This window comes from Rhodococcoides corynebacterioides, assembly GCF_019834675.1.
Classification (GTDB): Bacteria; Actinomycetota; Actinomycetes; order Mycobacteriales; family Mycobacteriaceae; genus Rhodococcoides; species Rhodococcoides corynebacterioides_A.
Map to the genome: position 1 here is coordinate 26,951 of NZ_JABUBU010000022.1, position 20,857 is coordinate 47,807.

At 70.4% G+C, this 20,857-nt stretch carries 13 protein-coding genes, 1 tRNA gene and 1 pseudogene; 8 read left to right on the forward strand and 7 right to left on the reverse strand.

The annotated features are described in order from the left end of the window. Positions 1-283: 283 nt before the first annotated feature. Positions 284-9,493, forward strand: a complete 9,210-nt coding sequence (locus HQ603_RS16220; protein ID WP_308126576.1) for a polyketide synthase — start codon at positions 284-286, stop codon at positions 9,491-9,493. Further along, positions 9,490-9,882, forward strand: coding sequence for a holo-ACP synthase AcpS (gene acpS, locus HQ603_RS16225; protein ID WP_068148466.1), 393 nt, complete (start codon positions 9,490-9,492; stop codon positions 9,880-9,882). The genes HQ603_RS16220 and acpS overlap by 4 nt, the downstream gene beginning before the upstream one ends. 34 nt (positions 9,883-9,916) lie before the next feature. On the opposite strand, the gene HQ603_RS16230 is transcribed toward acpS, so the two are convergent. Then, positions 9,917-10,582, reverse strand: a complete 666-nt coding sequence (locus HQ603_RS16230) for a TetR/AcrR family transcriptional regulator (protein WP_222685826.1) — start codon at positions 10,580-10,582, stop codon at positions 9,917-9,919. 351 nt (positions 10,583-10,933) lie between these two features. Between HQ603_RS16230 and HQ603_RS16235 the strand changes: the two genes are divergently transcribed. Then, positions 10,934-12,067, forward strand: a complete 1,134-nt coding sequence (locus tag HQ603_RS16235; protein ID WP_222685811.1) for a hypothetical protein — start codon at positions 10,934-10,936, stop codon at positions 12,065-12,067. Between the two features lie 24 nt (positions 12,068-12,091). Continuing rightward, positions 12,092-13,450, forward strand: a complete 1,359-nt coding sequence (locus tag HQ603_RS16240; protein WP_222685812.1) for a dipeptidase — start codon at positions 12,092-12,094, stop codon at positions 13,448-13,450. On the opposite strand, the gene bcp is transcribed toward HQ603_RS16240, so the two are convergent. After that, a complete protein-coding gene (gene bcp, locus HQ603_RS16245; RefSeq protein WP_222685813.1) occupies positions 13,428-13,898 on the reverse strand; it encodes a thioredoxin-dependent thiol peroxidase in 471 nt (156 codons plus the stop codon). The two genes, HQ603_RS16240 and bcp, sit on opposite strands and share 23 nt — an antisense overlap. An 85-nt stretch (positions 13,899-13,983) precedes the next feature. Between bcp and HQ603_RS16250 the strand changes: the two genes are divergently transcribed. Continuing rightward, positions 13,984-14,205, forward strand: a complete 222-nt coding sequence (locus HQ603_RS16250; RefSeq protein ID WP_068105176.1) for a DUF3618 domain-containing protein — start codon at positions 13,984-13,986, stop codon at positions 14,203-14,205. A gap of 90 nt (positions 14,206-14,295) precedes the next feature. After that, a tRNA-Lys gene (locus HQ603_RS16255) sits at positions 14,296-14,368 on the forward strand. Between the two features lie 179 nt (positions 14,369-14,547). On the opposite strand, the gene HQ603_RS16260 is transcribed toward HQ603_RS16255, so the two are convergent. The 4 genes and pseudogenes from HQ603_RS16260 to HQ603_RS16275 form a co-directional block, all read right to left on the reverse strand. Further along, positions 14,548-15,357 carry a hypothetical protein gene (locus HQ603_RS16260; protein WP_222685814.1) on the reverse strand — a complete coding sequence of 270 codons (810 nt, stop codon included), beginning with the start codon at positions 15,355-15,357 and terminating at the stop codon, positions 14,548-14,550. Positions 15,358-15,502: 145 nt separating this feature from the next. Continuing rightward, complete coding sequence (locus tag HQ603_RS16265) at positions 15,503-15,886, reverse strand: hypothetical protein (RefSeq protein ID WP_222685815.1); 384 nt, start codon at positions 15,884-15,886, stop codon at positions 15,503-15,505. 145 nt (positions 15,887-16,031) lie between these two features. Continuing rightward, positions 16,032-16,829 carry an SDR family NAD(P)-dependent oxidoreductase gene (locus HQ603_RS16270; protein WP_222685816.1) on the reverse strand — a complete coding sequence of 266 codons (798 nt, stop codon included), beginning with the start codon at positions 16,827-16,829 and terminating at the stop codon, positions 16,032-16,034. Then, positions 16,826-17,739, reverse strand: a pseudogene (locus tag HQ603_RS16275) (alpha/beta hydrolase). The gene HQ603_RS16270 and the pseudogene HQ603_RS16275 overlap by 4 nt, the downstream one beginning before the upstream one ends. 94 nt (positions 17,740-17,833) lie before the next feature. Between HQ603_RS16275 and HQ603_RS16280 the strand changes: the two are divergent. Further along, positions 17,834-18,379: a TetR/AcrR family transcriptional regulator gene (locus HQ603_RS16280; protein WP_222685817.1), complete on the forward strand. Its 546-nt coding sequence runs from the start codon at positions 17,834-17,836 to the stop codon at positions 18,377-18,379. Positions 18,380-18,700: 321 nt separating this feature from the next. Here HQ603_RS16280 and HQ603_RS19015 read toward each other — a convergent pair whose 3' ends face one another. Further along, the gene (locus HQ603_RS19015) at positions 18,701-19,309 is read right to left on the reverse strand and encodes a cold-shock protein (protein WP_261773953.1); all 609 of its coding nucleotides are present in this window, start codon (positions 19,307-19,309) and stop codon (positions 18,701-18,703) included. Between the two features lie 356 nt (positions 19,310-19,665). Between HQ603_RS19015 and HQ603_RS16290 the strand changes: the two genes are divergently transcribed. Then, positions 19,666-20,451 carry a hypothetical protein gene (locus tag HQ603_RS16290; RefSeq protein ID WP_222685818.1) on the forward strand — a complete coding sequence of 262 codons (786 nt, stop codon included), beginning with the start codon at positions 19,666-19,668 and terminating at the stop codon, positions 20,449-20,451. Positions 20,452-20,857: the final 406 nt, after the last annotated feature.

Genomic DNA, 20,857 nt, shown 5'->3' on the forward strand with positions numbered 1-20,857 from the left:
GCGACGACTCGACCTACTCGTCGGTCAGGTCCCGCGTCGGCGTCGGGGGTCCGTCACGACGTACCCGCGGGTAGCACTAGGACGTCAAACAGAACGTGAGGATTTCCTCATGATTTTGTGCCACCCTTGTCCCCACGAGGCGACGGCTCCGCGCCATGGAGCGAGCACGAACCGCCTCACCGGACTCGTACGACCGACCGGATCCACGAGAACCGAGGTCGCCGCCCCCAGCGGCCCCGAACCCCCATCGCCTCGCACCCGAGGTAGGAGAGGACACGCACGCGTGACGATCAACGAGAGCACCCCATCCCGCCCGCGGTCCGGCGACCGCAGCAGCTCGCTCGCCGAGCGCCTGGTCGACGGTGAGGCGTACGCCCTCGCTTTCGGCGGTCAGGGCGCCCCGTGGCTGCCCACGCTGGACGAGCTCACGCGCGACTGCGCGCTCGAGCCGCAGATCACCGACCTGGTGAACTCGGCCGCCCGGGTGCTCGCGCCCGTGGCCGCCGAGCTGCTGGTGGTGCGCCCTCTCGGGTTCGACCCCATCGCGTGGATGCTCGAGCAGGAACTCGCCGAGGATCCGTCCGCCGGCCCGTCGGCGGCGGCGCTGGTCTCGGCCGCCGTGTCGGTGCCCGGTGTGCTGCTCACGCAGATCGCCGCGCTGCGCGCCCTGGCCGTGCAGGGCCTGGACTACACCACCACCGCGCCCGTCGCGGTCATCGGTCACTCGCAGGGTGTCCTCGCCGAGGCCGTCGTCGCCGACCGCGGTGCCGCGGACGTGGAGATGCTCGCGCTCGCCCAGTTGATCGGTGCCGCTGCCGGACTGGTCGGCCGCCGCCGCGGTCTCATCGGTGCCGGCGATCGCGCCCCGATGGTGTCCGTCTCGAACATCGATCCCACCCGTCTGCAGGCCGTCGTCGACGAGTTCGCGGGAACGGAGAACGCCGCCGCCGTCGTCGCCATCCGCAACGGGCGTCGTCGCGTCGTGCTCAGCGGCCCCTACACCGCACTCGTCCGCATCCAGCAGCGCTGCGAAGAGATCGCGGACCGCGAGAGCCGTGAGCGCGAGGCCAAGAAGCGTGGCGGCGACGTGTTCGCGCCCGTCTTCGAGCCCCTCGACATCGAGGTCGGCTTCCACCACCCGCAGCTGGCCGAGGCCGTCGAGATCGTCGAGGGCTGGGCCACGCGATGCGGTCTCGACGTCGACCGCGCGCGTTCGCTCGCCACCGCCATCTTCGTCGAGCCGGTCGACTGGGTCGCCGCTGTGGACTCCGTCGTCGCCGCGGGCGCGACCTGGGTTCTCGACCTCGGCCCCGGTGACGCGCTCACCCGCCTGACCGCGTCGAACATGCGCGGACACGGCGTCGGCGTCGTCGCCGCGTCGACCCGGACCGGTCACCGGAACCTGTTGACGCCGGGCGCCGCTCCCGCCGTCGACCGCCCGTGGACCGACTTCGCACCGCGCGTCGTCACGCTGCCGAACGGCCGCACCGTCGTCGAGACGTCCTTCACGCAGCTCACCGGTCGCTCGCCGATCCTGCTCGCCGGCATGACGCCGACGACGGTCGATCCGGCCATCGTCGCCGCGGCCACCAACGCCGGCCACTGGGCCGAGCTCGCCGGCGGCGGCCAGGTCACCGAGGAGATCTTCGCCGGTCACGTCGACCGTCTGAAGGACCTGCTCGAGCCGGGCCGTTCGGTGCAGTTCAACTCGCTCTTCCTCGATCCGTACCTGTGGAAGCTGCAGCTGGGTGGCAAGCGCCTCGTGCAGAAGGCCCGTACCGCGGGCGCACCCTTCGACGGCGTGGTCGTCACCGCCGGTATCCCCGAACTCGACGAGGCCGTCGCGCTGATCGAGGAGCTGACCGAGGTCGGCATCAGCCACGTCGCGTTCAAGCCCGGCACCGTCGCGCAGATCCGCAGCGTCATCCGTATCGCCACGGAGGTGCCCGACTACCCGGTGATCGTGCACATCGAGGGCGGGCGCGCCGGCGGCCACCACTCGTGGGAGGACCTCGACGACCTGCTCGTCGCCACCTACGCCGAGCTGCGCGCGCACGACAACATCGTCATCTGCGTCGGCGGCGGCATCGGCACCCCGGAGCGGGCCGCCGAGTACCTCACCGGCCAATGGTCCGTGGACGCCGGCTTCCCGGCGATGCCGCTCGACGGCATCCTCGTCGGCACCGCCGCCATGGCGACCCTCGAGGCCACCACGGCCCCCGAGGTCAAGCAGCTCCTGGTCGACACTCCCGGGTGCCCGGACTGGGTGGGCGCCGGAACCGCCACGGGCGGAATGGCATCGGGCCGCAGCCAGCTCGGCGCGGACATCCACGAGATCGACAACGCCGCGTCGCGCACCGGCCGTCTGCTCGACGAGGTCGCCGGTGACGACGACGCCGTCGCGGCGCGTCGCGACGAGATCGTCGCCGCGCTGGACGCCACGGCCAAGCCGTACTTCGGCGACGTCGCCGACATGACGTACCTGCAGTGGCTGAACCGTTACGTCGAGCTCGCCGTGGGCGACGACCCGCGCGTGGAGAACCCGTGGCTCGACATCACCTGGCGCGTGCGCTTCCGGGACATGCTGCAGCGCAGCGAGGCTCGTCTGCACCCGGCCGACCGCGGACCGGTTCCCACGCTGTTCGCGGACGAGGACCTGCTCGAGCGTCCCGCCGACGCCGTTGCGGCGCTGCTGCGGGCGTACCCCGACGCCGAGTCGGTGCGCCTGCATCCCGCCGACGTCCCGTTCTTCGTCGCGCTGTGCCGCCTGCCGGGCAAGCCGGTCAACTTCGTGCCCGTCGTCGACAAGGACGTGCGCCGCTGGTGGCGTAGCGACTCCCTGTGGCAGGCGCACGATCCGCGCTACAGCGCCGATCAGGTCTGCGTCATCCCCGGCACCGTTGCCGTCGCCGGCATCGACCGCGTCGACGAGCCCGTCGGTGATCTGCTGAACCGCTTCGAGAAGGCCACGACGGACCGGCTGCTCGCCGAGGGCGCCGAGCCCGTCGCCGTCGCCACGCGTCGCCACCCCGAGGTCGCCGGTGGCGCCATCGGTGTCGTGCTCGCCGCGCCGGACATCACCTGGGCATCGCGCTTGGCACCCAACCCCGTTCGCCGTCTCGGCGCCGTGAGCGAGTGGGAGGTCACCTCCGACGAGCAGGCGACGCACCCCGGCACCGGAGCCACCCTCACCACGTCCGGCGACGACGCCGTGCTGCTGTCGGTGCCGCTGACCGCGGGCCGCTCGGTCGACATCCGCATCACCGTCCCGGCCTCCGCCGTCGACGGCGGCGCGCCGCTGGTGACCGACGCCGACGCCGAGACCGCCATGTCCGCCCTCCTCGGTGTGGCTGCGGGACAGGACCTTCCGACCGTCAAGAACGGAACCGCGCGTCTCAACATCGCCTGGTCGCCCGACCTGACCGCCGATCACGCCGGGGTCACCGGCTCCGGCCTGCCCGCCGAGTACGGCGTCGGCCAGTCGGTGGTCCCGGACGTGCTCGTCGGGGCCTGCTGGCCCGCCGTCTTCGCCGTGCTGGGCGCCGCCCGCACCGCGGACGCCGGCTCGGTCATCGAGGGCATGCTCGACCTGGTCCACCTCGACCACCGGATCGACCTGGTCGGCGAGCTGCCGGACCACCACAGCATCCTCGTGGTCAAGGCCACCGCCGGTGAAGTGATCGACACCGACCTCGGCCGCGTCGTGGAGGTCTCGGTCGAGATCGGCGCGATGCTGGGCGAGGGCCTCGACGCCCCCGCCGTCGCGACGCTGGTGGAGCGCTTCGCCATTCGTGGCCGCACCGGTGCCGGCACGCTCACCGATCCGCCGCGTGCGGGTGGGTCGCTCACCGACGCCCTGGTGGAGACGCCGCGTCGTCGCCGTCGGGACGTCACCGTCACCGCGCCGCGCCACATGGGTGCCTTCGCCCAGGTGTCCGGCGACCACAACCCGATCCACACCTCCGACGCCGCCGCGCGTCTGGCCGGTCTGGGCAGCCCGATCGTCCACGGCATGTGGCTCTCGGCCGCCGCGCAGCAGGTGGTGACGGCCGTCGACCCGTCGGCCACCACTCCGCCGCGTCGCCTCACCGCGTGGACCACCCGCTTCCTCGGCATGGTGCGCCCCGGCGCGTCGATCGACGTGCGCGTGGATCGCATCGGTTTCGAGGCCGGCCGCGAGGTCGTCGAGGTCTCGTGCAAGGTCGACGGCGACCTGGTCATGCAGGCCACCGGCCGCATCGCGGCGCCGAAGACGGTGTACGCCTTCCCCGGTCAGGGCATCCAGACCCGCGGCATGGGTCTCGACGCGCGGAGCCGGTCCAAGGCCGCACGCGAGATCTGGGAGCGTGCCGACAAGCACACCCGGTCCGCGCTGGGCTTCTCCATCCTCGCGGTGGTGCGGGACAACCCGACCGAGCTGCGCGCTCGCGGCGTCACCCACAAGCACCCCGACGGCGTGCTGCACCTGACGCAGTTCACCCAGGTGGCCATGGCCGTCCTCGGTGTGGTCCAGGTGGCCGAGCTCCGCGAGTCCGGTGCGTTCGTGGAGGACTCGTTCCTCGCGGGCCACTCGGTGGGCGAGTACAACGCCCTCGCGGCGGTCGCCGGTGTGCTGCCGCTCGAGGCCGTTCTCGAGGTGGTCTTCCAGCGCGGGTCCGCCATGCACCAGTTGGTCCCGCGTGATGCGCAGGGCCGCAGCGACTACCGCATGGCCGCCATCCGCCCGTCGCAGATCGGCCTGGCCGACGACGACGTCATCGCCTACGTCGAGTCCATCGGCGCCCGCGTCGGCGAGTTCCTGCAGGTGGTGAACCTCAACCTGCGCGGGTCGCAGTACGCCATCGCCGGCACCGTCGCCGGGCTCGAGGAGCTCGAGCGCGACATCGACCGTCGCCGTGCGGAATTCGGCGGCAAGCGTGCCTTCATCCTGGTGCCCGGCATCGACGTGCCCTTCCACTCCACGGTCCTGCGCGGCGGAGTCGACGACTTCCGCAGCCGTCTGCTGGACCTGCTGCCGGAGACGATCGATCCGTCGATCCTGGTGGGGCGCTACATCCCCAACCTGGTGCCGCGCCTGTTCTCGCTCGAGAAGGCGTTCGTGCAGGAGATCGCCGACCTGGTGCCGTCCGAGCCGCTCGTCGACGTGCTCGGCGCGTGGGACGACTGGGCCGCCCGCCCGTCCGACCTGTGCCGCGTGGTGCTGACCGAGCTGCTCGCCTGGCAGTTCGCCAGCCCGGTGCGGTGGATCGAGACGCAGGACCTGCTGTTCGCCGACACCGCCGACGGCGGGCTGGGCATCGAGCGGTTCGTCGAGGTGGGCCTCGGCGCCATGCCGACGGTCGCCAACCTGGCGACCAACACGCTGAAACTGCCGGGCCGCGTGGGTCATCCGGTGGAGGTGCTCAACATCGAGCGCGACGCCGCCGTGGTGTACTCCACGGACACCGACCCGGAGATCGTCGACGAGCCGGAGGAGACCCCGGCCGCCGACCCGGCCGCCACCGCGCCGGCCGCGGCTCCCGCGGCGCCGGCGCCCGCAGCGGCACCGGCGGGCGGGCCTCGTCCCGACGACATCGCCTTCACCGCGTCGGACGCGACCACCGTGCTCATCGGCCTGTGGACCAAGCTCCGCCTCGACCAGATCGGCCCCGCCGACACCATCGAGGCACTGTGCGACGGCGTGTCCTCGCGTCGGAACCAGCTGCTGGTCGACCTCGGTTCCGAGCTCTCGCTCGGCGCCATCGACGGTGCGGCCGATGCCGACATGGGCGCTCTGGCCGGCACCGTCAACAAGCTCGCCCGCACCTACCGCCCCTACGGCCCGGTGTTGAGCGATTCCATCAACGACCACCTGCGCAAGGTGTTCGGCCCGTCGGGACGTCGTCCCGGCGCGGTCGCCGAGCGGGTGACCAAGGTCTGGCAGCTCGGTGACGGGTGGGCACACCACGTCACCGCCGAGGTCGCCCTCGGCACCCGCGACGGGCAGTCCGTCCGCGGCGGGGCGCTCGGTGGTCTCGGGGAGACCGCTCCGTCGGACGGCGCCGCCGTCGACGCGTTGATCGACGCCGCCGTGACGGCCGTCGGTCAGCGCCGCGGGGTGCAGGTCTCGATGCCGTCCAGTGGGGGCGGCGGCGGTGGGGGCACCGTCGACGCCGCCGCGCTCGGCGAGTTCACCGAGAACATCACCGGCCGGAGCGGCGTGCTCGCCTCGGCGGCCCGTCTGGTGCTCGAGCAGCTCGGGTTCGCGGACGCGGAGACGCTCCCGGAGGCCGACACCGCCGAGTCCGATCTCATCGATCTGGTCTCGTCCGAACTGGGCAGCGACTGGCCGCGTCTCGTGGCGCCGTCGTTCGACGCCCGTCGTGCGGTCCTGATCGACGACCGATGGGCCACGGCGCGTGAGGATCTCGCTCGCCTGTGGATCGGCGACGAGGCCGCTCGCGCCCTGGCGGTCGACGCCTTCACCGGCGCCGGCGAGGCCGTGGCCGCGCAGGCGACGTGGTGGCAGCGCCGTGCCGACGCACAGGGTCTGGCCGACCTGGCGTCGTCGTACGCCGCCATCGCCGCGGCCGCGACCGCGACCGAGACGCCCGGACAGTGGGCCGATCAGGTGGCCGTGGTGACCGGAGCGAGCAAGAACTCGATCGCCGCTGCGGTGACCGGCGAGCTGCTCTCGGGCGGGGCGACGGTCTTCCTGACCACGTCTCGTCTGGACGAGGAGCGCGTCGGGTTCTACCGCGAGCTCTACCGCACGCATGCCGTGGCTGGTGCCGCTCTCTGGGTGGTCCCCGCGAACATGGCGTCGTACGCCGACGTCGACGCGTTCGTCGAGTGGGTGGGTACCGACCGGATCGATTCGGCCGGTGGCGCCAAGAAGCTGGTCAAGCCGGCGATGACGCCGACGATGCTGTTCCCGTTCGCCGCGCCGCGCGTGGCGGGCGAGCTGTCCGACGCCGGCGCTCGCGCCGAGATGGAGATGAAGGTTCTCCTTTGGTCGGTCGAGCGTCTCATCGGCGGACTGTCCACCATCGGGTACGACCGCGACGTCGACAGCCGACTGCACGTGGTGCTGCCGGGCTCGCCGAACCGCGGACTCTTCGGTGGCGACGGCGCGTACGGCGAGGCCAAGGCCGCGCTGGACGCCGTGACCAACCGTTGGAAGGCCGAGCGCAGCTGGGCCGAGCGAGTGACGTTGGCGCACGCCCGCATCGGCTGGGTCCGGGGCACCGGGCTCATGGGCCACAACGACGTGGTCGCCGAGGCCGCGGAGGCGGCCGGCGTGCGGACGTGGTCGACGCAGGAGATGGCCGAGCAGCTGATCGCGCTGTGCGACGAGGAGTCTCGCCGCCGAGCGGTCGACGCTCCGCTCGAGGTCGACCTCACCGGTGGTCTCGCCGAGGCCGGGCTCGATCTGGCCGCGCTGGCCAAGGAGGCCGCCGACGCGGCCGTCGCCGAGGAGGCTCCGGCCCCCGCGCCGGCCACCGTCGACGCGCTGCCCGAGCCGCCGCGCATCACCGGCGAGCTCGACGCTCCGGCGTGGCCGGAGCTCGACGTGGACCCGTCGGAGCTGGTCGTGATCGTCGGTGCCGGCGAGCTCGGACCGTACGGCAGTGCACGGACGCGCTTCGAGATGGAGGTCGACGAGAAGCTCTCGGCGGCAGGCGTTCTCGAGCTCGCGTGGAGCACCGGCCTGGTGGTCTGGGAGAACGATCCCAGGCCGGGGTGGTACGACGTCGAATCCGGTGATCTGGTGCCGGAGGCCGAGATCGCGGATCGCTACCACGACGTGGTGGTCGAGCGGTGCGGCATCCGCCGGTACGAGGACGACGGCGCCATGGTGAACAACACCGCGCCGCTGATGTCCTCGGTGTTCCTCGACCAGGACCTGACCTTCGTGGTGGGTAGCGAGGCCGAGGCCCGCGCGTTCGTCTCGGCGGATCCGGACCGGACCGTGGTGACCACCAACGCCGACGGTGACTGGCAGGTGACGCGCAAGGCGGGCACCGAGATTCGCGTGCCGCGCCGGATGAAGCTGACCCGCAGCGTGGGCGGCCAGATCCCCACCGGCTTCGATCCGGTGAAGTGGGGCATCTCGCCGGACATGGCGAGCTCGGTGGACCGCGTCGCACTGTGGAACATCGTGTGCACCGTCGACGCGTTCATCACCTCGGGCTTCGAGCCGTCGGAGCTCATGCGCTGGACCCACCCGTCTCTGGTGGCGAACACGCAGGGCACGGGCATGGGCGGCATGGAGTCGATGCGCTCGCTGTACATCGACACGCTGCTCGGCGACGCACGGGCGAACGACATCCTGCAGGAAGCCCTGCCGAATGTCGTGGCGGCGCACGTGGTCCAGAGCTACGTCGGCTCGTACGGTGCGATGGTGCACCCGGTGGCGGCCTGCGCCACGGCCGCGGTGTCGGTCGAGGAGGGCGTCGACAAGATCCGTCTCGGCAAGGCCACGTTCGTGGTCGCCGGCGGCTTCGACGACCTGAGCAACGAGGGCATCATCGGCTTCGGCGACATGTCCGCCACGGCGGACACCGAGGCCATGCGGGCCCAGGGCATCAGCGATCGGCGGTTCTCGCGAGCCAACGATCGTCGGCGCGGCGGATTCGTCGAATCGCACGGCGGCGGAACGATTCTGCTCGCCCGCGGCGACCTGGCCCTGGAGATGGGTCTGCCCGTCCTCGGTGTGGTCGGCTGGGCGCAGTCGTTCGGCGACGGTGTCCACACCTCGATTCCCGCCCCGGGCCTCGGCGCCCTCGGCGTGGGTCGCGGGGGCCGGGACTCGGCCATGGCGCTCTCGCTCGCGGCGCTCGGCGTCGCGGCGGACGACATCGCCGTGATCTCCAAGCACGACACGTCCACCAACGCCAACGACCCCAACGAGGCCGAACTGCACACGCGTCTGGCGCGGGCACTCGGCCGCAGCGAGGGCAACCCGCTGTTCGTGGTGTCGCAGAAGTCGCTGACGGGTCACAGCAAGGGCGGCGCCGCCGCCTTCCAGCTGATCGGTCTGTGCCAGGTGCTGGCGCAGGGCGTCGTGCCGCCGAACCGCAGCCTCGACTGCGTCGACGACAAGATGGCCGAGTTCGAGCACCTGGTGTGGGCACGCCGGCCGCTGACGTTCGGAAACTCGTTGCCGCTCAGAGCCGGTCTGCTGACCAGCCTCGGGTTCGGCCACGTGTCCGGGCTGATCGCGGTGGTGCACCCGCAGGCGTTCGTCGCCGCGATTCCGGCCGATCGACGCGAGGAGTACCTGCGCACGTCGCGGGAGCGCGTCGTCGCCGGGCGCCGACGCCTCGCCGACGCCATGTGCGGCGGAGACGCGCTGTATCGGCGTCCGGAGGATCGCCGGTTGGGTCACGACGGCACCCCGTCGGCCGTCAAGCATCAGCTCGAGGCCGACCTGCTGCTCAGCGAGGCCACCCGACTCGGTGCGGACGACGTCTACCGCGTCGCCGCGCAGGATGGCACGGTGACCGAATGAGCATCCTCGGAGTCGGACTGGACCTGGTGTCGGTGTCGGAGTTCGCCGAGCAGATGGAGCGCGTCGGGACCACCATGGTCCGCGACAGCTTCACTGCCGGCGAGCGCCGCCACGCCGCCACCAAGAGCAGCGATCCCGCGCGGCACTACGCCGCGCGGTGGGCCGCCAAGGAAGCAGTGCTGAAGGCATGGGCCGGGTCCCGCTTCGCCCGCGCACCGCAGATCGGCGACAACCCCTACCCGTTGATCGAGGTGGTCAACGACGCCTGGGGTCGCCCGTCGATCAAGCTGCACGGCATGGCGGCGGAGTTCCTGCCGTCGGTGAAGATCCACCTGTCGCTGACGCACGACGGCGACATGGCCGCCGCGGTGGCGATTCTGGAGGAGTGAGTACGGAGTGACTCGGGGGAGAGAGCCGGCGCGATCAGCGCCGGCTCTCTTTTTCTGCCAGTGACAGGTATGCGGCCATGATGCGCTTGAGTTCGACCACGGCGTCGGCGTGCGTCTGGCCGTCCTGGACGGAGAAGTTCAGCATCGAGTAGACGACGTGAACCAGCACCTCGGCCATGAGGTTGCGGCGCGCCCGCGGCGTCCGCGGGGTGAGCGGCGCGAGCATCCGCTCGATCTGCGCGGCGAACGCCCGCTCGTGGATGACGCCCGTCGCCCGCGTGGCCGGTGTGCTCTGCATCGCCAGCCACACCTCTCGACGGGACGGGTCGGACGACCACAGACCGGACATGTGGTCGAGGAAGTCGTCGAGGAATCGCAACCAGTCGATCGACGGGATCTCGCCGTCGAATTCCGCCAGCTCGCGCTGGACGCCCTTGAGGTCCTCGCGGTTGAGCTCGCAGACGATCACGTACTTGTTGGCGAAGAACTGGTAGAGCGTGCCGATCGGCAGGCCCGCGCGGGACGCCACTTCCTCGCAGGTGAACGATTCGAACCCCACGTCGACCAGGAGCTCGCGGGACGCGGTGAGCAGGGCGTCGAACTTGCGCTTGCTCCGCTCCTGCGTGGGACGACGCCGGGGGAGCAGCTCCACGGGTTCGTTGGTGTCGGCGTTCTCGCTGGTGTCGGCGCCGTCGCGCACGTCCGACTCGTCGAGGGTGTCGGGGTCGTCGGGTGTGCTCGGCTGGTGCGGCCACGGTGACCCGGCGGTGGACTCCACGTCATCGAGACTATCGGTCCGGCGCGTCGCCACCACCGAGCATCCCCGATCGGGCCCGCCGTTTGTGCACATCCGGTATGTTTGGAGAGAGTTGAGAGGGAGATGGACCGAAAAGGTCCGCCTCGTTCGCCCTTGCGCCCCGGATCGACGGGGGTGGTTCGGACTGCGTGAGGTTCCGGGTGCGCTGCGCCCGCGTCGCTCGTCCCTGCGGATGGCGGCGCGGCCCTGCGGCGGCACCGCCCCGACACGCGTCGAGACCAGGGAGGGCTCGCCATGAAGGACTCCACGCCGGCTGCAGTGCTGGCCTACCACGTACAGGGCAGCACGGTGACCGCCGAGTTGCTCGCCGCGGCCGACGGATCGGTCGTCGGCCCGCCGGCCGTCGTCACGCTGGGCGACCTCACCGCCGAGCAGATCGGCCTCTCCGTGCCCTCGCTGTGGCGCCTGATCGACGACGCGGACGTCACGGTCACCTGCGTCGTCGTCACCGGACTCGCGGCCGACGTCGACGCCGCACCACCGATCCTCGAACTCGCCTTGGACGTGCCCGTTCACCGCGCGCCGTCGCCGACGGTCGTCGTCGACTCCCGCGGGTCCGCCCCGTGGGATCGCAGCGCGCCGCAGCGGTTGCGTCCCGCGCGTCCCGTCCCCGCGGCACCCGGCCGTCGATCCGCCGAGCCGACGCGGGAGTCCGTGCCGGCGTCCGATGCGTCCCGGCCCGGCCGGGTGGCGTCCGCCGCGCTCACGCAGGCGGGCGAGACCGTGCCGACACCGCCGGCCGACGCCCGTCCGGCACCGGCGGACGACGACGCGCCGGCACCGAACGTCGCCGGTCCCGCATCGTCGGACGACGTGACCGAAGCGTTCGCTGTCGTCGTCGACGACGAGCCCGCTCCCGCCCCCGTGTCGACGACGGACGGACGCCGGACCCGACGCGCGGGCACGCTGGTCGCCGCGTCGGCCGCCGCGATCCTGGTGGCTGCGGGCATCGCGGGGGCTGCCGTCGTCGTCGGCAAGCCGGGGGACGAGCCGGCCCGCACGGCGTCGGCGACCGACGCCGCCCCCGAGACGGCGCAGCCCGTTGCCGATGTGCCGGCGGCGGGTACCGGCGCCGCGGCCGTTCCGGCGCCTGCTCCGCCGGTGCCGATCGTCGCACCTACCACCGAGACCGCGGAGCCGGAGCCGGAGCTGACCGAGGAGTCGTGGTCCACGCCGGCGTCACCGAGCGTCCCGCCGCAGACCACGTGGTCCCCGCCGCCCCGCACCTCCACCGTGCCGCCTCCGGTGTTCGCGGTGCCGGTGCCGGACCAGGATCCGAACAAGTCTCCGCAGCAGCTGCAGGACGAGGCCTGGGCCCGGCACTGGGAGCAGACCGGGGAGTGGCTGAACCAGGAGTTCGGCGGCTGACCGTGTGAGGCAGACTCGGGTGCCATGACTGCCTCTCTCGACCGCTTCCGCGCGTCCGTGTTCGCCGACATGCCTCGGGTGCGGGAGGAACTGGCCGCGCTGGTCGCGTTCCGGTCCGTGGCCGACGATGCCTCGGTCGCCGGAGACAACCGCGATGCCGCCGACTGGGTGCGTCGGGCGTTGGTCGACGCGGGAATTCCGGACGTCGACCTGCACGAGACGTCGGACGGGTCGCTGGCGGTGATCGGTCGTCGGCCCGCGCGCGAGGGCGCCCCCACGGTGTTGCTCTACTCGCACTACGACGTGCAACCCGCCGGTCCCGAATCCGCCTGGGCCAGTGACCCGTTCACGCTCACCGAGCGTGACGGTCGCTGGTACGGCCGGGGTGCGGCCGACTGCAAGGGCAACCTGGTGATGCATCTCGCCGCGCTGCGCGCCGTGGGGGAGTCACCGGTGGGCGTCGTCGTGGTGTGCGAGGGATCCGAGGAAACCGGCACCGGCGGACTCGAGCACCTGGTGGCCGAGCGTCCCGACCTGGTGGCGGCCGATGCCGTCGTTATCGCCGACGCGGGGAACGTCGCGGTGGGCGAGCCGACGGTCACGACGTCGTTGCGCGGCATGGCCATCGTGCGTGTCGACGTCGAGACCCTCGGCGGCGCCGTGCATTCCGGCATGTACGGCGGTCCGGCACCCGATGCCCTGGTGGCGTTGATCGGCATGCTCGCGACGCTGCACGACGACGCCGGAAACACCACGATCGACGGGGTCGACGCGTCCGGAACGTGGTCCGGCGCCGACTATCCCGAGGATCGGTTCCGTGCCGACGCCGGAGTCCTCGACGGGGTCGGGCTCGCCGGCGACGGGTCCATCGCCGACCGGTTGTGGGCGCGGCCGTCCGTGACGGTCATGGGGATGGACTGCCCGCCCGTCGTCGGGAGTGCGGCGGCCGTCGTACCGAGGGCGTCGGCGCGGCTGGGCCTGCGCGTCCCGCCGGGCGCCGACGCCGACGCGGTCCGGGTTGCTCTGATCGCGCACCTGCGTGCGCGGGTGCCCTGGTCCGCACGAATCACCGTCGCGGAGGAAGCCGTCGGGCAGCCGTTCGCGGCACGTACCGACGGGCCGGCCTACGCCGCCCTCACCGAGTCCCTACAGGAGGTCTACGGGCGAGAGGTGGCCGTCGCCGGGCAGGGCGGGTCGATTCCGCTGTGCACCGCCCTGCAGGAGGCGCTCCCCGACGCCGAGATCGTGCTCATGGGCGTCGAGGAACCCCTGTGCCGCATCCACGCGCCGAACGAGAGCGTGGACCCGTCGGAGATCGAGAATCTCGCCGTCGCGGAAGCGCTGTTCCTCGAGCGGGTGGTCAGAGCTTCAGATCGCGGATGAGCTTGGCGACGTGGCCGGTCGCGCGCACGTTGTACTGCGCGACCTCCACGGCCCCGTCCGGATCGATCACGAACGTCGAGCGGATGACGCCGCGAACGGTCTTGCCGTACATGGTCTTCTCGCCGAACGCGCCCCACGCCTCCAGCGTCGTCTTGTCCGGGTCGGACAGCAGCGGGAAGGTCAGCCCCTCCTCGTCCCGGAACTTCGCCAGCTTGGCGGGCTTGTCCGGCGAGACGCCGAGAACCTCGAGACCGGCATCGTTCAACTGCGCCAGGCTGTCGCGGAAATCGCAGGCCTGCTTGGTGCAGCCGGGCGTGCCGGCGGCCGGGTAGAAGTACACGACGACCCGCTTGCCCCGGTAGTCCGCCAACGACACCGTCGTGCCGTCGGCGTCGGGCAGCGAGAGTGCGGGCGCGGGATCACCGGGGGAGAGTCTCGAGTCGGTCACACCGGCAAACCTAGTCGAGAAGGGCGCGGCAGCCGTGCTCTAGGCTCGAGGTTCGACCGCGCAACGATCACCTGTGGAGGGCCACGTGGCACGCAACACCGACAACATCGAGCGGGACATCGAGGCCGCACGCGACCAGCTGGCCGCCACCCTCGACGAACTGAGCGTGCGGGTGGATCCGAAGCGCCTCGCGGAGAACACCAAGCGCAGCGCCGTCGCCACCCTCAACGAGCCGGCCGTGAAGTTCTCCCTCATCGGAGTCGGCGTGGTCGTCGCCATCCTCGTGGTCCGCAAGATCGTCAGCTGACCCGTTTCGCCTGATCAGGGCGTCGATTTCACTCCGCGCGCCCGCAGGTGTTAGGGTCTTTCTCGCACCACGGAGCGGGCAACCGCTTCGGCGCCTATAGCTCAGTTGGTAGAGCAAGTGACTCTTAATCACTGGGTCCGGGGTTCGAGTCCCTGTGGGCGCACAGGCAAAGCCCCCCATCGCTGATGGGGGGCTTTTCTGTTGTCGGGATGTGGTCCTGCTGGTGTGCGGTGCTGGGTGCGCAGCGCCCGCCGGTGCGCGCGGGTTGCAGCATGCGCGCGGTGGGCGGCGCTGCGCCGCGAGGCGGAGACGGGCTGTCGGAGCGAGTGCTCACCCGCGCGCTCATCTGTGCCGCATTCGGCGCAGCACGGTCCATTCGTAGTCCCGCGGCAGTGCCATCCAGGCGGTGCTGACAGTGGACCAGTCGCCGACTCCGGCCCGCGGCCCGCTCTGGCTGTGGCTGTATCCGTTGGCACCGTCTGCCGGGTGTACTTCGGACAATCGGGGATGCGCGGTGAGCAGACCGGCCAGCGAGAGGTGCACGGCGTTACAGTCGTGTGCCACCGAGACCCAGTCCGGGCGCAGTGTGCCGGAACCGGCGCGGGGGTGCGTGGTGATCAGGCGCCGCCAGTCGTCGCTGCTGTCGATCCTCAGGACCTTCACCGTCGGCGGCGAGAAGTGCAGTTCGTAGACGAACTCAGGGTTGTTCGACCGACTCCGAGTCCAGGTGTCCACGTCGCCCTCGAGGGGTGTCGCTGTCCACAGGGCGCCGTCGGGGAGGACCTCGGCCGGACTCGACCTGTTGTGGACTCTCGGCCGCACGAGCACCTCCACTCGACCCGAGTGTCGTTGGGGGGACGTGAAGGTATCTCGGGTGGGTGAGCCGAGTTCGTCGGCGACCGCTTCTGCCGTCGCGACGATTGCCGGGTCGCGAACATCCACCTGCAGTGCCTTGTCCATGCCGTTGCCGTAGAGGTAGGAGCTGATGTCGGTCCGGGCGTCGCTGATGAGGCTGAGCGTGGTCAAGCTGCGCAGGAAGGTGTTGCGACACCGGTTATCTCCGTGCATGGCGACATCGCGAGTGAGTCTGGCGACGAAGAGCCGGCCGGGCACGGTGTCGAGAAGGTCGGAACCCCGGAGTCGGCTGGACATGGGGGCAGGCTACCGAGAACGGGTGCTGTGGAGCAGTGTCGGAGGCGCTTGCGCTCCGACGTCGCCCCCTATGGGGGAGTCGACCGCCGGTGGGCGGTGTCACCCGGAGGTCCGACAATGCCCGGACGCCGGGGTCGCGGAGGCCTCAGGTCGGTGCGAAGCCCCCGATGTCGAGTGACACGACGAAGAATGCGAACGGGAGGTACCCGACGAGAAAAGTCAGGGCCGCGACGAAGGCGACCCAGCGAATCCGCCCGGCGCACAGCATGGTTGCGCCGGCAACCGCTGCGACGACGAGCGGCGGAGCGCACCAGGTGACCCAGTAACCGGTCGGCGGCGGCGGTAGCTCTGCGTGACGCCGAAGGTCGGAAGGTACGGCGTAACCGGGGGCGAGGTCCGGCGCGAAACCAGCCGCGCACATCGCCGCGAAGAATCCAAGGACGAGCATCCCGAGAACCGCCGCAATCGCAGCGAGGGGTCCGATGACGTCACCGCGCCGGGTGAACTTCGGTGTTTCGGACCCTGTCATCAGGTCACCGTAGCGCCGCGAGGCACAGGGTCGTTGTCGAAGTGCCCGGACATATTGCGGTTCTAAAAAATTGCGCCGTGAGCGCTATGACGACGAGCATTCCAGCGCACCAGACAAGCCAGTCGCGCCCGTGCTGCCCGTCCTGCTATTTGAACGGGTTCAGGGTGCGGCCGAGGAGGTATCCGATGCGTCCGGGGATGGGGCGCATGGCTGCTGCCGAGACCTTGTTGACGACGCCCGTGATGCAGACCGGCTTGCCGGCGCGAACAGCGTTCCAGCCTTCGCGGACGACGTCTTCCGGCTGCTGCCACAGGAATCCGGGCAGGCGGTCGGCGACGTCGCGGGTGCCCATGACGTCGTGGAACTCGCTGCGCGTGAAGCCGGGGCACAGCGCGGTGACGTGAATGCCGTGCGGCTTCAGCTCCATGTCGAGCGACTGGGACATGTTCAGGACGTAGGACTTGATGCCGGTGTAGAGCAGTCCGGCCCCGGGAGGGGAGACCGCGGCCACGGACGACAGGTTGACGATGCGTCCCCATCGGCGGGCCTTCATGCCGGGAAGCACGCGATGGGTCAACTCGGTCACCGCGGTGATCATCAGCTGGAGTTCGGCGGCGAGCGTGTCCCAGTCGGTGTCGGAGAACATGGTCTTCGACGACAGCCCAGCATTGTTGACGAGGACGTCGACGGCCATACCCAGCTCGTCGACGCGATCCACGATCGCGGCGGGAGCAGAGCGGTCGGTCAGGTCGGCCGTCACCGTCTCGGCGCGCACCCCGTGATCACGGCGGAGTTCGGTGGCCAGCGTCTCGAGTCGGTCGGATCGCCGCGCCACCAGGATCAGGTCGTGACCATCGGCGGCGAGATGCCGGGCGAAGGCGGCGCCGATCCCGGCGGAGGCGCCGGTGACGAGGGCGGTACGGCGGGGCTGGGGTGTGCTCATCGTGCGTCTCCTACGTGGCGGTCGAGGAAGTGGATCTGGTCGGCGACGATCGTGTCGAAGAACGGATCGAGATAGGGCTCGAAGTGGCCGCACTCGTAGGTGCGCACCTCACCCTTCGGTATGCGCCGGGCGACGGCCCGGGCCGTGTCGATCGGCGTGACGTCGTCGTGGGCGCGAGTTGGGCGAGAACGGGCACGTCGATGGCGGTGGCGTGGCGTCCGGGGGAGTAGAACGGCACACGAACTGCGACGCGGGCGGCGACGTCGTTCTCGGCGAGCAGTTCCTCGCGCATGTCTCCCATGCGTTCGACCAGTTCGTAGGCGCCTGGCGAGGTCATCATGGCGTTGTCACCCGGTCGTCCCACGGCGGCGAGGCGGTACGGCGACCGGCCCGTCCAGGCACGAATCTGGTCGTACACCCCGGCGGCGATCAGCCGTGCGACCGCTCTCGGGTTCCGAGCGAACGCCGACGCGGGTCCACTCACGTGGGGGACCTGCACGATGGCGGCGGCGAGGCGCCGATCCCGGGCGGCCAACCGGAGGACGTGTCCGCCGCCGAAGGAGGACCCCCAGGCCACGACCCGCGTGGTGTCGACGCCGTCGATGCTGCGGGCGAACTCGATCGCGGCCTCCCAGTCCGCCTGTTGCTTGCCGATGTCGAGGATGCGTCGAGGTAGTCCTGCGCTGGCACTCCAATGGCGGTAGTCGAAGACGAGTGCTGCGTAGCCGGCTTCGGCGAATCGCGCGGCGTACGCGTCGAGACGGAGTTCTCGGAACGCGGCGAATCCATGTGCGAGCACGACGATCGGTGGGTTCGCGACGTCACTCGGCCGGTACAGCCACGCTGCGCACCGGGTACCGCTGGAATCGAACGTGACGTCGGACCGCACGTAATCGAACTGACGTGTCATGGCCGGGACCTCCACCAGGTATCTTGAATGACGTTCAACAAGCTAGCAGCGTCTTGAATGACATTCAAGACCTGGAGGTGGAGGTGACGGTGTCGTGGCGCGGAACAAGAGGCCACAGGCCGCCGACGAGAAGCGTGACGAGATCGTCGCGGCCGCACGAAAGTTGTTCGTCGAGGGCGGGTTCGAGGGGACGTCGATGAGCAAGCTGGCCAAGGAAGCCGGCGTGGCGCCCAACACGATCTACTGGTACTTCGGCGACAAGGACGATGTGCTCGTGGCCGTCGTGTCCGCGGTGCTGGCCGACGTCCTTCCGGAGTACGACGCCATCGCGGACGAGCCGGTCGCTGCCCGCGTTCTGTGGGTCGTTCGGCGCTTGACCGAGCTGACCGGACTGGTCACGACGGTGCACGCGCGTGTGCCCCATTCGCCTGCGGTCGCCGAGTGGCACACCTTTTTCCACTGGCTCACCGGCAGCATGTTCCGCGCGGAGTTGGAGGCAGTCGGCGTGTCTTCGGACACGGTCGATGCGGAAGTGGCGATCGCCGTGTTCACCGTCGAAGGACTGCTGATGCACACGAGCGACGAGCGCGAGCAGCAGGCGATCTGCGAGGCCCTCGCTTCTCGGTGGCCGTCGACCTAGGTCGTTCATCGCGCTCGGGGTCGGCACGAGCAGAGTTCAACGTTCGAAGACGATCCTTCCTCGGACGATCGACATTGTCTCGCAGCGGAATGCGCCGCTCGGCCGCGATGACCAACTGCAGTTCGGGCACCGTGGGCGGCGCTGCGCCGCGAGGCGGAGATGGGCTGTCGGCTCGAGGCGCCCGGTCAGTGGCCGGTCCCCGATCGCGGGCAATGGCACGCTGCACTCGCAACACATGCCAGCACTATCGCGGCGATTTTCCGTGCTGGGGACCTCCCGGGACGCGACATCGGTGGATCAACCGATGCGAGAAATAGCTGCTCACGATGCCCGGACCCTCACGGCTCGGAACCGAAACCCGTCCTGGATCGCAGGCTCGTAATCGAACTCGACCCGCTGTCCGGGCTCCAGTCTTCGAAAGCCCCCGCCGACAATCGTGGAGAAGTGCGCCCAGGCGCCGCCGGGGGTGCTGTCGGCATCGAGTACACCCCACCCCTGCTCGTCGTGCCAGAGGCGCACCGTCCCGATTGCGGTGAGGAAGGGCCGCGGTTCGATCGCCGCGGTCTTCATGCTGTCGCGGGATGACTCTTCCCGCATGACGGTGAGGCCATCGGGGCCCGGGGCGTCGACGCTGTGCCAGAAGCTCGTATGGAACGCCCCTTCTCGCGCAGACGGCGCGGTCGCCCCCCGCGGCCATACGCACTCGACGTGATAGTGCATTCCCCGGATGGGCTCGTGTGCGGTGGTCCATTCGAAATAGACTTCTGTGCCGGGGCGCAAGCCCCGAATCGGGGACCGTTCGAGGTCGGCGACGCCCTCGACGCGCACCGCGTGGGGCCTCGCGTAGGCGCCGCCCGGGGTGTCATCAGAGTCGATGACTCCCCACCGGCCGTCGAAGTGCCACTCGCGGACAACACCCGTCGACACCATCGCATCAGAGTAAGACGTATGGCGCCGGGGAGGGGCGCCGATCGAACTCGCTGCTGCGCGGAGGGCCTAGGATTGCGGAATGACATCCGAGAGAAAGCATGCTGCACACTGACGGTCCTGCCAACGCTGCCGATGTCGCAGCGCGTATCCGAACCCGTCATCCCGGCCCGATCGCGTTGCTGCAGCACGATATTCGATCGGCAGTGACGTCCGAGGGGCGGTCGGACATCCGGCCGCGACCCGACCAACGCCTCTACGGCCCATCCGTGTGCGACGACGCCACACGCATCGTCGTCGGCCACAGCTTTCACCCGTACACCGCTGATCTCGGGACCTTCCCGACGGATAGCGTCCCGATGTCCGTTCGCGTCGTGGTGTCTGCGTATCGACTGGCGCCGTCCGCGCCGCCGTTGCGTCTGCAGTCGGACCCGACGGCGGAGGTGTCCCTTGTCGAGGCCGAGGGTTGGTTTCGTGCCGGTGTGGGCGAGGAGTGGGCCGACTACGCATACCTGCGGGCCGCGAACGACGTGATACCGGCGCGTGCGGGCTTGTACCGGTTCGGACTCATCCTGGACGCGACGGGTGCCCCGATGCTGGCGCCGACCAATTTCGAGTGGTCTCGGGTGGACCGCCGGGCCGAGCGTGGGATACACAAACTGGCACCCTCCGATGCGAACACTGTGCTGCGCGAACGAATTCTGCGTGAGGGTCCGTTCGCCGACCCCAGCCCCTACCTCGATCCACGAACCACTCCTGACGGTCGGTGGCGCATCGAGACGAGCGCGCGCGACGCCGACGACGACACGGCCGCGACGTTTCGGATGCTCACCGACCTGCTTCGGGTTCGCGGCGGGGTGCACACGCGGTTCGTTCCCGTCGCCTTCCATCTGGTGGGGCGGTCGGCAACGCTGACCTACCGCCTCGTCGGTCGCCCCGGGATCTACGACGCCACGGTGCCCATTCCCTCGCCTGCCGACCTCGCGAGCCCACCGCCGCCCGGAGACCACGTCGGACGGTACGGGTACCACCCGCCCGTGTTTCCGATGACCGCCGGGCAATGGGCGCACGGCCTCTGCGCGTTCTGGATGGAGATGGTCGCCTACGGGCGCATCGGAGACGTGAGACCGCCTTGGGCGCGTTAGCGAGGACGAGGGAGTCCCTGTCGTCTCCGACGTCGACCCCAAGAAGCGGACGTCGAAGATCACCACCCCGCTGTCGTGCGAAGTGCGCCGGGACCGAGTGTGGTTCTGTTGCAACATGCTGCGGCTGATTGGAGCGATGACACTCGTGGGCGCCGTGATTGGACTCGTCTTCTTCGGGGCCGAGTGCTGGACGGTGCAACGCGAATTGAGCGGTGTCGTCATCGGCGCGGGATACGAACCGTTGGTCGGTGTCGAGTCTTCTACTGGATACAGTTCCAGGGAGCTTGACCCGGTTCTCCGGACACCTGATCTGTAGCGTTGCTGCTGCAGGAGAGGAGTCCGAGCCATGCCCGCTGCACATCCAGAGGAGTTCCGCCGGCGCGCGGTCGACCTGACACGTCAGCCG

Excerpts from the sequence above, each read along its gene's own strand:
- HQ603_RS16290 (WP_222685818.1), top strand. The coding sequence starts at position 19,666 with ATGTCCGTTCGCGTCGTGGTGTCTGCGTATCGACTGGCGCCGTCCGCG.
- HQ603_RS16270 (WP_222685816.1), bottom strand. The coding sequence starts at position 16,829 with ATGAGCACACCCCAGCCCCGCCGTACCGCCCTCGTCACCGGCGCCTCC.
- HQ603_RS16260 (WP_222685814.1), bottom strand. The coding sequence starts at position 15,357 with ATGTCCAGCCGACTCCGGGGTTCCGACCTTCTCGACACCGTGCCCGGC.
- acpS (WP_068148466.1), top strand. The coding sequence starts at position 9,490 with ATGAGCATCCTCGGAGTCGGACTGGACCTGGTGTCGGTGTCGGAGTTC.
- HQ603_RS16235 (WP_222685811.1), top strand. The coding sequence starts at position 10,934 with ATGAAGGACTCCACGCCGGCTGCAGTGCTGGCCTACCACGTACAGGGC.
- HQ603_RS19015 (WP_261773953.1), bottom strand. The coding sequence starts at position 19,309 with ATGGTGTCGACGGGTGTTGTCCGCGAGTGGCACTTCGACGGCCGGTGG.
- HQ603_RS16240 (WP_222685812.1), top strand. The coding sequence starts at position 12,092 with ATGACTGCCTCTCTCGACCGCTTCCGCGCGTCCGTGTTCGCCGACATG.
- HQ603_RS16265 (WP_222685815.1), bottom strand. The coding sequence starts at position 15,886 with ATGACAGGGTCCGAAACACCGAAGTTCACCCGGCGCGGTGACGTCATC.